Here is a 14538-nt window from a genome sequence, read left to right as displayed (position 1 = left end):
ATAGCAAGGTGCTCGGATAGTAGATCCTGAATCACGCTCCTTCGTCGCAGTTCAGGATGACGGTTGACTGGAGTATTCTGCTTGCTGCTAACTGACTGGCATTATCCAGTTGGAGCCTCTTCTGAATTTGTCGTTATTGTTCGGTTTGCGCTTGTGGCTGTCGTGCTTTGTGCTTAACAAATACCGCAGCAATAGCGGCGATGGCTAGTGCAAAACAGTAGTAAGAATTCGCTACCACTTCCAGCGGTGACAAATTAAATACTGAGCCGAGTAACAGCACCTGCGCACCGTAAGGTAAGACACCTTGCACAACACACGAGAAAATATCCAGTAAGCTTGCTGAGCGGCGAGGAGAGACATTGTTCTCTTCGGCTAATTGACGTGCAACGCTGCCTGATACAATTATCGCGACCGTGTTGTTTGCCGTACAACCGTTGACCAGAGAAACCAGCCCGGCGATACCCAGTTCACTTGCACGGCTGTTGGCATGCTTAGAGTGGTTTGAACCGAATGTCTTAATCATGCGGCTTACCAAGTTAGTTAAGAATGCAAGACCGCCTTGACGACGCATCAGTTCACTCAGGCCACCAATAAGCATCGACAACAGGAAGATCTCCTGCATATTACCGAAGCCAGTGTAAACATCTTGCGCCATATTTGTCAGGCCATAACCATCGATAGAGGCAAGACCAACGCCACCGGCCAGTAAAATACCGATAGTCAGAACCACAAATACATTCAGGCCAGATACCGCTAACACTAAGATAGTGACGTATGGCAGTACTTTCAGCCACTCAATTGGTCCCGCTTCTGGTACTTGTGTTGCTGTGCTGTTGTAAGCAAAAATCGCAATCGCAATCAGTGCCGCAGGCAGAGCAATACGGATGTTTTCTCTGAACTTGTCTTTCATTTCACAACCTTGAGATCGCGTTGCGGCAATGGTGGTATCAGAGATGATCGACAAGTTGTCACCAAACATCGCGCCACTGAGCACAACACCAGCTGTCAGAGGTAAGCTCATTCCCGCTGATTCAGCGATACCTAATGCTACCGGAGCCACGGCCGCAATTGTACCCATTGAAGTACCCATTGACGTTGCAATAAATGCCGAGATTAAGAACAGACCCGGTAAAATCATGCTGGTTGGAATCGCTGACAAACCCAGATTCACCGTCGCATCAACACCACCAGAGGCTTTAGCTACCGCTGCGAATGCGCCTGCAAGCAGGTAGATCATGCACATAGCGATGATGTCTTGGTGACCTACGCCTCGCATAAAGTGTTCGATAGAGCGATTGAGCTTATCTTTACTCAGCAAAAAGGCAATGATGATCGCTGGCAACACCGCGATTGGCGCTGGTAGCTGGTAGAACGCAAATTCTACGTCTTGTAGCGATAGGTAAGTACCTACACCAATAAATAGAGCAAGAAAGACAATAAGTGGAATGAGTGCGACCGCAGAAGGTGCAACTGCTTTAGTAGTGTGCTGAGAACCGGACATGTAAACGACAAATCTTAAAACGATAAAGGCGTGAAGACTAATCTCACAGCCAAAAGAAGTCAACGTCTAGACGTCTAAATGGCTGGGTAATTATGTGCGGTAAGAAAGTCAAAATGGTAATTTTGGCTTTATCTCATTGATAGTATTAATTTTAACTTTAAACCTATTTATTCGGCAGCTTTGGATTTTTTTCGCTTGATAATCCAAACAACCATCCAGACAAATAAGGCGGCGGTTATAACCCAGACAAAGTACTTGTATTGAGTATACAAATGACTCAATGAGCTTATGTTCTCGAAGGCAAAGTGAGCCAGTAAGCTGAACACCGCCACCCAGATCGTTGCCGCGAGTGCATTACCTAGCAGGAATTCTTTTCGCGGCATTTTGGCAATTCCACAAGCTAACGGCATAAACTGTTTCATTCCCTCAATAAAACGGCTGACGACCAGGCAAGCCGGGCCGTATTTTTGAATGGTCATTTGCAGCTTGGCCATTTTAGGGCCGGAGATATAACCTTTTTTATCTAACCAGCCTTCAAAGTAGTAGCCAATTAAGTAACCACAGGTATTACCGAAAAAGCAGCTCAGCCAGGATACCGCCATCACTAAAGTGAGGTTCATAACTTGTTCGGAAGAAAGAATGGAAGCCGCGACCATGAGCGATTGGCCGGGCATAGGAATACCAATGCCTTCGAGGAAAATGCTGACAAAAAGCGCTAAGTAACCATACTGCTCAAGCAGAGGCTTCATGGAGATGAGGAGTTCGTTAATCTGTTCCACAAGCTTTCCCGTACTTTCCCGGAATAAAGACAAAGGCCGCGAAGCCTTAGCGTCTGGTTGTCATAGTGTGTTGGCATCGCGTCTCGAAGACAGGCCGATAAAGTTTGCAGAGAATATCTGCCAGCCGCTTTAAATAAAAGAAGCTGGCGTAAGTTTGTTATTGATCTTTCGCCTGGGTAAAACCACCATACAGGTCGAGACGACGGTGACGCAAGTTGGTCACGGAACCTTCCGTATTGAGCTGTTTTAGTTTGGTTAAGTCTACGTCCGCGAAAATGATCATTTCGGTATTTGCGCTTGCTTCTGTCAAGGTTGCATCGTGCGGGAAGTAAATGTCAGAAGGTGAAAATACCGCTGACTGGGCGTATTGAATATCCACGTTGTCAACGCGTGGCAGGTTACCCACGCTGCCGCCAATCGCGACATAACACTCGTTTTCGATCGCGCGAGACTGGGAGCAAATTCGTACTCGCTGATAGCCGTTTTTGGTGTCGGTCCAGAACGGTACGAACACGATTTGAGCGCCTTGTTCGGCCAGCATTCGACCCAGCTCCGGGAATTCACTGTCGTAGCAAATGAGAATACCAACTTTACCTGCATCTGTTTCAAACACCTGAACGCTGTCACCGCCGTCAATCACCCAGTCTTTTTGCTCATGCGGTGTGATATGAATTTTATATTGTGCATTTATCTCACCGTCACGTTGAAGCAAGTAGGAAACATTGTAGAGTTTACCGTCCTCTTCGATCACCGGCATGCTTCCCGCAATAATGTTGATGTTGTAGGTCACCGCCATTTGGGAGAAGCGATTTTTAATTTCTTCACTGAAGCTGGCGAGGAAGCGGATGGCTTCCACTGAATTTTGATCTTTTTGCAGGCCCATCAGCGGAGCGTTAAAGAACTCTGGGAACAGCGCAAAGTCAGCTTTGTAATTAGCCAAAGAAGAGATGAAGAATTCCGCTTGGTCCAGCAAATCTTCCAAATCGTTCATTGCGCGCATTTGCCATTGCACAACACCAATACGAATCAGCGTTTTTTCGACATCGTGGACAGACTGAATATCCTCTTCGTAGAAAAAATTGTCCCATTCAAGTAGTGTCGCGTAGCCCATGGACGCATCGTCCTCCGGCAGATAACCGCGCATAATACGCTTTACATCAAAATCGTTAGCCAGTTGGAATGACAGAATCGGATCGTGAAGTTCACGTCGCTTAACTTTATCGATGTACTCGGCAACGCTTAATTCATCCGCGTATTTATGGTAATTAGGAATACGACCACCGGCTAATATCGCTTTAAAGTTTTTACTGCGACACAGCTCTTTACGCGCATCATACAGACGACGTCCTAAGCGCAATCCGCGATAATCTGGATGGACAAACACATCAAGCCCGTACATGGCATCGCCAGTGACTTTGTTTTGAATGACGTTGTTTTCAGTGATGATGTCACTATAAAGGTGAGGGAGTGAGATTCGATTGTAATCGACTTTCATAGTCAGCGCAGCACCGACAATCTTACCGTTATCTTCAATACAAATTTGCCCGTCAGGGAACTGATGAATAAGATCCATGATGGTCAGGCGCGGCCAGGAGCCTCCAACATCCGGAAATACCAGGTCCATCAATTCCGCGAGCTCTGGGTAGTCCGTAGGCTCTATAGTACGTAAAGAGAGTTTCGGCGTGTTGCTGTCCATATACTACTATCCATTTATCCTTTTCAAACAGTATGGATGAGGATGCCACATTTTTAACCATACATACACCCGACTAGGGTTAAGGTTATGTAATCAGAGCCTTCCTTGTTACGTGCTGTGCGTCAATTTACTCTTTAGCCAATCGTAAAACAGCGATACTTTTTTGCTATTTAAGCGATAGTTAGGAATAACCACATAATAGCCGTATCCACTTTGCAGGGTCATGTTCTTTATATGCTGAATGTCGCCGCGCTGAATAGAAAATTGCGCCATAAAATCAGGCAACAGTGCCAGACCTTTTTCCATTCTTACCGCTTCACAAGCTAAGTAGAAATGCTCAAATCCGACCGAATGATAGGTGATCAGGTTTTCTAGTGCGTGTTCAATCTTGAACTGTTCCCAGAGCTGAGGGCGAGTGGTTTGGGGGATAAACGGATAATCACTCACCGCTTGTTGGTTTTGCAATGGTGGGATATTGGTACTGCCAACCAGCAGTAAGGTTTCTTCACACAGTAAATGGCTATATTCGTAGTGTGTGGATAGTGGCAGACACCTCACGTTGATGTCGCTGTCACCATTGATGTTTTTGATTGCACCATCTCCGGTGCGGATTTTGACTCTTATATTCGGGTACTGCTGGTGGAAGTCATCAATATTAGGTACTAACCACAAACTGGCGAACGAAGGTGTGACATTGACGATCAGTAGCTCTTGCTCGGTGTTGAACTGAATAAGGCTGGCTGTGGCATGTTGGATGAGTTCCAGCGCCTCGGTCACTTGTGGCAGATAGCGTTTTCCCTCCGCAGTCAGCTCTACGCCATGAAGGCCACGCTTAATTAATGCTAAACCCACCAGTTGTTCTAGAGAGGCGATCTGTTTGCTTACCGCACCTTGTGTCAAACACAGTTCATCTGCGGCTTTGGAAAAGCTCAGGTGGTTAGCGACGGCGACAAAAGCTCTTAATGCACGGATGGAAGGGTACTCACTGCCTTTTAACATTCATTCTGTTCCATTGAATGGTGATTGTTTCAGAGTAGAAGATTTGTTTGTTGAAGCAAAGTGAATGAAACCGACATTTGCAAAGCAGGTTCGCTAATGAGGGGGAGAGATATCGTTGTGCTGAAAAAGCAAAGGTCTGGTTTGATACCAGACCTTGCCCCCTACGCTTCAACGGATGTTGATGGTTTACTCTCTGTGCCCCTTACATCACCAAGAGCGAACCTTTCACACCCTATAGGTTGAATTCTTGCTTCAGGATTTCCATGTTTTCTTTAGTGACACCTTCTGGCTCATAACCCGCTGAGGTACACATCAGGTATAGTTTGGCACCTTTGTTTGCTACATCAATGTAATCAAATGCTTGTAGTACATCTGCACCAGAAGCGGTTGCACCGTGTTTTTCCCAGATAGCGACATCATGCTCTTGCAGCGCCGCTGTCGTGCCATCAGCCATCTCTTCTGAAGAAGGCAGGCAGTATGGGATCATACCGATACCACGTGGGACAAATGCGCGTACTTCTGGCAGCATTTTCCAACAGGTATGCGTGAACAGTTCGCTGCTCTTAGAGATATCTGGGTGATGAGATAAAGCGATCAGCTCTAGTGGGTGAGTGTGAACCACTGATCTGTGGTCAGAGCCTGCTTTGATTTTATCGACCAATATTTTGATGTGGCTGATGAACTCAGAAGTAGGGGCGAAATCCTCACTCGCTTTACCACCCCAAAGAATTTGGTAGCCGTTGGCTGCAGCGTTGATTGCAAGTACACAGCCCGCGTAGTCAGGGTCACGCAGTTCACGGATTCGTTGCCCCGTACCTTTTACGTAGTAAATGCGGTTCGCACTTTCTATTGGTAGTTGCAGTGGTAGTGCTTTTTCTTGCACGTCGACTTGTGGAGCTTCATCGAATAGGTCGGTCACATCAACAGAAATATTACCGCCATTACGCTCAGCCCATTCACGTTGCCATAGGTATTGAGAAACTTCGCTGACTTTCTCGATTTCGCGCATTACTGCATCGTTTAATTGAATCATGGTATTAGCCTTTTATATTTAGTTAACCAAACAAGCCAGATAGTGAATCTGACTTGTTTGTTGTTGAGCGATTTGAATTAACGTGTTTCCAGAATGGTTGCTTCGTGGTCTTTCACGTCGTTGATCCAATCAAAGCCAACAGGGACTTCGTTTTGCAGACAGTGGTAGTTCCATACTGCTGCCCATGGTAGAGAGTGTGTTTCTTCGATTAGACCCAAACGAGTGGTGTAGTCGAATGACTCTTCTGCCGCTTTTAGTTGCGCTACGGGTTCTAGCAGGGCTTTTAGCAATGCTTTTTGTGCGTTGCGGGTACCGATAACCCAAGCAGCGACGCGGTTGATTGATGCATCAAAGAAATCCAGACCGATAGCGACGCGGTCAAGCAGTTTGTTACGTACGATTTCACGCATGATTGCCTGAGTTTCGTCGTCGAAAGAAACCACGTGGTCTGAGTCCCAGCGAACTGGACGCGTAACGTGCAGTTGTAGGTCGTTTACGTACAGTGAACATGCGCTGATTTTGTCACTGATGACTTCAGTTGGGTGGAAGTGGCCTGCATCCAGACACAGTGCCGTACCGCGAGTTGCCGCATAAGCTAAGTAGAACTCGTTGCTGCCAACCGTATACGCTTCTGCGCCTATGCCGAACAGCTTGCTTTCTACTGCATCTTTATGGAATGCCGTGTCGATTTTCTCAGCCAGTGCTTTATCCAGAGAGTCTTGCAGACGAGCACGTGGAGACAGGCGGTCAACTGGTTGATCTTTCATGCCATCAGGAATCCAGATGTTCATGAACGATGCAGAACCAAGCTCACGACCGAAGTATTCAGAAATCTTACGGCTTGCTTTTACGTGGTCGATCCAGAACTGACGAATCGCTTCATCTGGGTGAGACAGTGTCAGGCCGTCATCTGCTTTCGGGTGAGAGAACAGAGTCGGGTTAAAGTCCAGGCCCAGATCTTTCTCTTTTGCCCACTCGACCCAACGTGCAAAGTGTTCTGGTTTGATTTGATCACGTTCTACGTATTCATCGGCATCGATGTAGATAGCGTGCAGGTTGACCCGTTTTTTGCCTGGAATTAGTGAGAAGGCTTTTTCCATATCTGCTCGTAGTTGCGCTGGTGTTTTTGCTGCGCCAGGGTAGTTACCCGTCGCTTGGATACCGCCACTTAATGCCGTATCTGGAGATTCAAAACCACGTACATCGTCGCCTTGCCAGCAGTGCATAGAGATTGGCGTTTGGTTCAGTAGTTCTAGTGCTTTGTCTGTATCCACACCGTACTTTTCGAAAACCGCTTTTGCTTGCTCGTAAGCTGAAATGATCTGCTCTTTGCTCATGATCAGGTACCTTATTTAGTGATTTGTTGGAATTGGGATTTTATTTGTTCCAATCCCTCAATATTGTTTGCAGTAAAGTTTTTCACATCAGAAGAGGCATCGATAATTTGGCGGCCTTCTTCCAGCGAGGTAATAATGTTGGACGCGATAAATTGGTTAATCACGTTGCCCAGTGCGGAGGCTTCTGTCGGTTCGGTCGAAACCTTGATTTGACAGACATCCGCGCAAAGTTGGTTAAGGAACTGGTCTTGTGTGCCACCACCGACGATACGCAATTCAGTGATGGGTTTGCCGGTGACTTCTGATAGCTCAGTCAGTACCCTGTCGTACGCCAAAACTAAGCTGTCGTAGATACAACGAATGACTTCGGACAGAGTTTCTGGCGCTTCAAGGTCACGTTTCTTGAACCAGTTTTTAATCGCTTGTGTCATGGAAGCCGGGTTTAAGAAATCGTTGTCATTTGGGTTCACGATGTACTTAAACGGCTCAGCTTGGCGTGCAAGACTGGCGATATCAGGGAAAGTCAGTGATGGGTTTTCTGCTTTGATGCGCTGAATCAGCCATAAACCCATGATGTTTTTCAGTACACGGTAACGGCCATCGACACCACCTTCATTGGTCAGATTGTATTGGTAAGCAAGCTCACCCGTGTACGGTTCGAAGCTTTCAATACCTACTAATGACCATGTGCCTGAGCTCAGGTAAGCCATTGTGTCATGTGCGATTGGCGTCGCTGCTACCGCGGAGGCCGTATCATGACTTGCCACAGAGCAGACCGGAATTTGTACATCGCCCACATGGTATTGGCCGATAATGCGGTTAGGCATTTTAGGTGGCAGGAACCAGTCCATTTTGGCACCGCAAGCGTTAAGTAACGCTTTGTTCCAGGTCTTGTCTTTACACTCAAGCAATTGGCTGGTGGACGCATTGGTGTACTCACAATGTTTAACGCCACTGAGCTTGTAGTTCAGGTAATCAGGAATAAATAACAGCGTATCGATATCTGAGAACCACTCTGGTTTTTGATCAGTAATCGCTTTTAACTGATAAAGTGTATTAAACGGCAAAAACTGAATACCGGTTTGTTGATAGACTTGCGCGCGGGTAAGTTGACTGTCTTCAAGTAGCTTATTCAACGTGCCTTCAGTTCGCGCGTCACGGTAGCTGACGAACTCGCCTAGATGGCGGCCAAACTTGTCCAGCAAAACAAAGTCGACGCCCCAGGTATCAATACCCAGAGAAGTAATCTCTACACCAGTCGCGAGTACTTTATTGATGCCTACTTTAATCTCTTCCAAGATTGAGTAGAGATCCCAGCACGACTCATTACCATGCATCACTTGCTGGTTTTGAAAACGGTGAAACTCTTCGAGAGCGATTTTTCCGTTGTTCAGATAACCGACCATGACACGTCCACTTGACGCCCCAAGGTCTATTGCAATCACAGCCTTCATCATGATTAACACCTCTTGTTCTTTAGAGGTATTACACCGCTTTTTTTGCTTGAATAACTTCAAAAATCCCCCTGCAAAAACGTATTTGCTGCGTTTTTCTCAAGAAGCTCTTGCGGTAATTCAAACTTTTTATAACTGGGTTCGACCTTAGTGCGTTGAGGCTAGATAAATCGGGGGTAATCGGTGTGGAGTACACCTTGTTTTAGAGCGGTTTTGTCTCTTATAGGAGTCCGGAAAATTAACTGGTCAGGGAACAGGGTTCGATAAACAAACTCTGTTTGCCATGGATGGCAAATCGAAGCCCCATGGATGGGTTAATGCGTGTTTGTGTTCGATGCCTGTTTTCTGGTTCTCTATCATTAAGTATGACCACTTTCTTACTTAGGTTGGTTTTATTTGATGGGTTTTGCTGTTGAACAGGAATCGTAGAGAGTCGGGGGGATAAGACTAAAAAACTAAGCCCCGCGAAGTGCGGGGCTTAGATATACTTTTTAACCTTAAGCCAGATAAAACACGGATTCTAACTCTATCGATTGAGGAGAGTTATCGGAGTTTGTCGCCATAATGTCCTGCATAAAGGACCACCATTTCTGACAAGCTTCCGTTTCGGCAACTTGCTGCCAGCGTTCCTCGTTCTCGATTTCAACATAGCCAAACAGTTGGTTGGTATCTTCATGGAGAAAGATGGAATAATTGTGGCCACCGTGACTTTTTAATACGTCCACCAAGTCAGGCCAGATCTCGTCATGCCTCTTTTTGTATTCTGCCTTACAGCCTTGATTTAACTGCATGATAAAGGCTTTTCGAATCAGATTATCCACGAGTTAAGTCTCCTATGCTTTATCACGTAGCGTGATCCAAGTGGTTGCCGTAATAAAGTAAATAATGGTCGGATAAATCGCGAAAGATTTAAAGGATTCGAAGGCGACTTGATAGTCAGCGCCAGCTCCCCACACGTTCAGCGCAGAAATCACGATGGCCGCCAAGGAAGCCAGAGCCACTGCGCCAGATACCTTCTCCAGCATACTGGCTGGTTTCGCTTCTGTTTGCTGTGCTTCTTCGCGTTTCGCTAGCTCCGCATGGTACGTTTCACGCTGTTTTAGTTCTTCTTGGTATTCCGCTTCCTGCTGAGTGTAGTCATCGCCTGCGCCCATTGATTTTGCTAGCATGATGTAGATCGCCATAGATAGCAGGTAAGTTGGGACGAATAGGAAGAACAGGTGCAAGAAGCCTAACTGTTCACAAGTCACGGCGAAGACGACGCCAATTGCCCAAGTGATAAGAGCGGCTTTGTTTAGGTCGTTACCTTGGTACTTAGACCAGAGTGGTGTCAGACCAATTTTCTTAAATACCCAATGCTCCGAAACGATGATCGCACCAACCGGAGCAAGTAGCAGCCCCATGTAGCCAACAAAATCTAGTAAGCGAGTAAATACGAATGGGAAACAAGCAATAACCGCAGTAACCACACCAACGATAGTCGTGATGTATGCACGTGATTTATTCGGGAAGATACTTTGGATCGCCAAACCTGCACGATAGATCGTTGGGTTTGAGGTTGTCCAACCTGCGATAATAACAGCAACAATACCTGTCGAGCCAAGCACTGCGTAAGCGATACCGCCAGCGTCTAGGTTAGCCATACCGGTTTGCATCAGTAACATTGCGCCAGCACCCATAACACCAGCACAGATCCACGCAATGTAGTGACCGAAGAACATACCAAAGGCCGAGAAGTAACCGTATTTTGCACTCTTCGCGAAACGTAGGAGCGCCATGTCGCCCAAAGAGCCGTGCATTGCCAGGTTACATACCCAAGCGAAAGCGGCGATTTGCCAGAACGTCATTGATGGTGAACCATCAGGAGTTTGTCCTGTCCAGATGTATTGATCCGCCAGAGATAGGAACTGGCCAAATCCAGTAAAGGTTTCACCGTTACCAACGTTGCTCAGTGCAGGAAGGGCTACCATGCCTCCAGTTATGAAAATAATCAGTAACCAAGGTGAGCAGACGGTGGCGAACTGAGCACATTTTTGAAAGCCCAATACCGCAATGGCAACCACGATAGCGCCTACGGCTAGTGCGACTGCAATAAACGCAGCACTGTTTGGATACCAGTGAGTTTGTGCCGGAATATCAAATAAAATACGTACTGCAGAGGCTGACACGGTAATCATCGCTCCGCCCAATGCGCAGAACAATACGGCGTTAACTACGTTGTAAACTTTGTTAAAACCAGGGCCAGCGACTCTGCGCAGATATTCGTAAACTGTTAATCGAGATTGGGTTGCAATAGGCGCGGTGATTAATGCCCAGGTCAGTACTGCCATTAGGTTACCAACCAGCAGGCCCATCAGGATATCAAAGGTACTTGCTCCCCATGCGACAAAAGCGGCACCGATAACAAATTCGGTACCCGCTACGTGTTCGCCGGAATAAGAGCCAAGAAAGTGCCGCCAACCAAGCAGTTTATGTTTGGGCACTCGCTCTTGTTCATATTCATTGAGAGCAGCTTCTGTTTCTTGTGTTTGTGTAGAGGTAATAGTTTCAGACATGATTGTCTCCTTGCTATTCGTAAGCTTTTGTTTCTTATGTCTTTATATTTATCGTTTAAACTTTTTATTTTACGTTTCCCCTGAACTGCTGACGTTCGTAATGTTTGTCATCAGAAGGATTAAGGTCAGCTTACAAACCTGGCAAATTTTAACCTTGGAGAATTAACATAACTAAGTGGGTATTTTGGTGAGTTTTTTAAGGTGAGCAACTTTGCCTTCACACTTTTGAAAATATCAATAAAAGAGTGGTGAAAAGTGAGATACTCGACTAGGAAAATAGATAGCTAAGCCTCTACATTTAGCCCGTGGAATAAAGAGGTGTAAAATGATCTATCTTAAATCGAGAGAGTTCTTTATGAACTCAAATAGTCCGGTCACTACCGAGCTTAGAGCTCCTCAGGATCCTTATCCTGAGCATGCACACTCATTTGAAGAAATCATAATTGTTTCAGAAGGTTGTGGCACACATGTTATGAATGATGTGCCTATGAACTTGAGCAAAAATTACGTCTGCTTTGTTAAAAAAGAAGACCGCCACTTATTTGATTCAGTCGATGATCTTTATTTAAGTAATGTCCTGTTTGAAAAGGATAAACTTCAAGCTTGCTCGGATCTTAAGCGATTTATGCCCAGTGAATCAGATAAAGAAACGGGTTGGTTTATTAATCAAAAAACGGCACAACAAGTGAGTCAGTTAATAGATCGTTTGCATATTGAGTCTCATATCGATAGTGAAGAATCGAGAATGATTGCTCAGTTCATTTTCCAGCAGATTATTGTTGAGCTTTGGCGAGGAAAAATAACAGATATCGATCTGTTAAATAACAATGATAGAGTGATTTATGCCTTGTCTCATATTCAACAGAATTACGCCGGAGTAAACGAAATAGAAGAAGTGGCCGATACTGTGAAGCTTTCATCACGTCAGTTAACCAACAGCATTAAAAAGCTGACAGGAATGAACTTTAATCAGTACTTACATTATACGCGTACCAGTAAAGCCTTCTCAGATATTCTTTATACTGATCAATCTATTACTGATATTGCTTTTGGGGTTGGTTATCAGGACAGTAATTACTTCTCGACTAAATTTAAGCAAGTCTTTAACCAGACACCGAGAGAAGCGCGAATGAGACATTCCGGTAATTAGCGTTTTCCCCTTTGTGCTTTATAGCTAAAACACATACCATTTTTAAAAACACTTCAGTGAATAAAAAGACCACCCTAGGGTGGTCTTTAGTTTGTGTGGGCTTAATAATTGGAGCAGATTGTAATAGCGGAGTAGCTATCGTATGAAAATAGAAGTGAGCGACTTTGACTGACGCTCAGATATTTTTTAATTAAATGAGACACTTGAAATATTTGAGCAGTTGCCGCTTGATTGGTCACATACTTTGTAGGTGTACATACCGTAGGCATCACTTGCTAGCGTGTCAGAGTATGCACCGTCATTGTTGGTCGTAGAAATAACCGTTCCGTTTCGGTAAACCTCCACTTTACGCGTGCTAGCGTTTACCCATTCCAAATCAACGCTGTAACCTTTTTTGCCATTGGATACTGATGTAGAAAGTTCAATGTATGCCGCTGCTTGTTCATCACAACCATTTGCGAGTAAGTACTCATGCGCATTTGCAACTTTAACGATGCCGTAGCCAAAGTAGTTATCGTGACCAGATGCACCTGCATCAAACGCTGTTTGCTTTAATGCATCACGGATTTGACTACCGTTACAAGTTTGGTGGTTTGACCAAAGCAGCGCAGCCATACCCGCTACGCCAGGTGTCGCCATTGACGTTCCGCTCATCAAGCCGTAATCAGAAGAATCAACATCTATTGTCACGTTGGTGGCAGAATGGATCCTTTCACGGTCACTTAATGCGGTGCCAATTGCAGGAATGGATGACGTAGTGGTTTCACCTAAAGTACCATTCAGCATCCCTTCAACGTTATTTACAATGACGGCTCCTAGGCCTCCAGAGTTTTCACAATTGAGCACTTTCTCATCAAAGGATATTTCACCACGGTCAATCACACAGATTTTTCCGTTGGCTTGTGTGTCTACTGCATCACCGAGCCCCATATAGTGAATGTCACCGGATACATAGCCTTGGCTTGAATAGGTCATGGCTGATGACGCGATAATTTGCTCACCGACCGTTACAACAGAGGTTGATGCCATATCTGCAGGGTAAGTGGATAACGTATTTACGCCGCCAGCCGTCACTTCAACACAGGTTGAGTCGATGATCTCTTGATTGTTCTTACCTTTTTTACCGCTATACACGATGCTACATTCCGGGAACTGAGAGAACGCCGCAATTTGATCATTAGCATCGTTTGCACCAACCATCATTACCGATTGGTAGCCAGCCGGGTAAGAAAGCACATCATTACCATCGTTACCCGCTGCGGCAAGAACTAAACCGCCGTTGTTGGTGAAGGCTTTAAATGCGCTCTCTTCAGCAGTGGTAGGAGCACCACCACCTAAGCTCATGTTGATGATGTTAGCGCCAGCATCCGCACATTCCTCTGCTGCGTAAGCCAGGTCTGAAGAGTACCCCCAACCATCGGCGTTAAATACTTTAACGATATGCATTGGTACGCCTGGTGCCATACCGATAATACCAAAACCGTTGTCTGCCGCACCTATAGTACCCGCTACGTGCGTGCCGTGTGGACCGCCGTTTTCGTCCCAGTTACCTGTGCCAGAGTCGTTATCGCCAGTAATATTTGTCCAATCAAAGTCATTATTCGTACGGTCTAAGCCCGAGTCGATAACACAGACCTTAATGAAGTCATTTGGTTGCAGAGTGAGTTGATCAGCTTGAGATTGGTATACCGCATATGGTGTTAACTGAGTTTCACGTGCGTCACCGATGTCATCGCTGTAGCTGAGCAGCTTACGCTTGGCATCTGCTTCGATCAGTTGGATGTGTGGGTTGTTGAGAAGTCCTTTAACTGACTCTAAGTCCTGACCGGTGAAAGTAGCAGCGAAAAACTCCTCACCTTCAACATTGATTTCGGCTCCGAGTTTTTTGGCCAGGCTCTTCACCACGCCTTTTTTTGCGCTGTCTACCTGAATGATGTAACGGTCATCTGCGGCATGTGCGCTAAATGATAAGCAAATGCCCATCGCAATCAGCGATTTATTCAATATTTTCATAATCATCCCTAAAGAGAGTAA

The 14538-nt window shown here is 45.7% G+C and carries 11 protein-coding genes; 1 reads left to right on the top strand and 10 read right to left on the bottom strand.

What is annotated here, in order from left to right; all coding sequences use genetic code 11:
• Positions 1 to 133: 133 nt before the first annotated feature.
• The 9 genes from OO774_RS12615 to OO774_RS12575 all read right to left on the bottom strand — a co-directional run bounded on the left by OO774_RS12615 (position 134) and on the right by OO774_RS12575 (position 11354).
• A complete protein-coding gene (locus tag OO774_RS12615; RefSeq protein WP_264902999.1) occupies positions 134 to 1501 on the bottom strand; it encodes a Na+/H+ antiporter NhaC family protein in 1368 nt (455 codons plus the stop codon).
• Positions 1502 to 1668: 167 nt separating this feature from the next.
• Entirely contained in the window at positions 1669 to 2256 is a 588-nt protein-coding gene (locus OO774_RS12610; protein ID WP_264906110.1) for a DedA family protein, read from the bottom strand.
• A 181-nt stretch (positions 2257 to 2437) separates the two neighbouring features.
• Positions 2438 to 3976, bottom strand: coding sequence for a bifunctional GNAT family N-acetyltransferase/carbon-nitrogen hydrolase family protein (locus OO774_RS12605; protein WP_264902998.1), 1539 nt, complete (start codon positions 3974 to 3976; stop codon positions 2438 to 2440).
• A gap of 108 nt (positions 3977 to 4084) precedes the next feature.
• A complete protein-coding gene (locus OO774_RS12600; RefSeq protein WP_264902997.1) occupies positions 4085 to 4975 on the bottom strand; it encodes a LysR family transcriptional regulator in 891 nt (296 codons plus the stop codon).
• 232 nt (positions 4976 to 5207) lie between these two features.
• Positions 5208 to 6008 (bottom strand): rhamnulose-1-phosphate aldolase, encoded by an 801-nt coding sequence (gene rhaD, locus OO774_RS12595; protein ID WP_264902996.1) that lies wholly within the window; start codon positions 6006 to 6008, stop codon positions 5208 to 5210.
• Positions 6009 to 6085: 77 nt separating this feature from the next.
• A complete protein-coding gene (locus tag OO774_RS12590; protein ID WP_264902995.1) occupies positions 6086 to 7345 on the bottom strand; it encodes an L-rhamnose isomerase in 1260 nt (419 codons plus the stop codon).
• A gap of 11 nt (positions 7346 to 7356) precedes the next feature.
• Positions 7357 to 8802: a rhamnulokinase gene (gene rhaB / locus OO774_RS12585; RefSeq protein ID WP_264902994.1), complete on the bottom strand. Its 1446-nt coding sequence runs from the start codon at positions 8800 to 8802 to the stop codon at positions 7357 to 7359.
• 494 nt (positions 8803 to 9296) lie between these two features.
• Positions 9297 to 9620 (bottom strand): L-rhamnose mutarotase, encoded by a 324-nt coding sequence (rhaM, locus tag OO774_RS12580; RefSeq protein WP_264902993.1) that lies wholly within the window; start codon positions 9618 to 9620, stop codon positions 9297 to 9299.
• A 12-nt stretch (positions 9621 to 9632) separates the two neighbouring features.
• On the bottom strand, positions 9633 to 11354 hold the full coding sequence (locus OO774_RS12575) for a nucleoside transporter (RefSeq protein WP_264902992.1): 1722 nt from the start codon (positions 11352 to 11354) through the stop codon (positions 9633 to 9635).
• A 355-nt stretch (positions 11355 to 11709) separates the two neighbouring features.
• Between OO774_RS12575 and OO774_RS12570 the strand changes: the two genes are divergently transcribed.
• Positions 11710 to 12504 carry a helix-turn-helix domain-containing protein gene (locus OO774_RS12570; RefSeq protein ID WP_264902991.1) on the top strand — a complete coding sequence of 265 codons (795 nt, stop codon included), beginning with the start codon at positions 11710 to 11712 and terminating at the stop codon, positions 12502 to 12504.
• Between the two features lie 186 nt (positions 12505 to 12690).
• Here OO774_RS12570 and OO774_RS12565 read toward each other — a convergent pair whose 3' ends face one another.
• Positions 12691 to 14517 (bottom strand): S8 family serine peptidase, encoded by a 1827-nt coding sequence (locus OO774_RS12565; RefSeq protein WP_264902990.1) that lies wholly within the window; start codon positions 14515 to 14517, stop codon positions 12691 to 12693.
• Between the last annotated feature and the right edge of the window lie 21 nt (positions 14518 to 14538).

The sequence above is a fragment of the Vibrio sp. STUT-A11 genome, from assembly GCF_026000435.1.
Taxonomy (GTDB): domain Bacteria; phylum Pseudomonadota; class Gammaproteobacteria; order Enterobacterales; family Vibrionaceae; genus Vibrio.
This window is presented reverse-complemented; position numbering and strand designations above follow the sequence as displayed.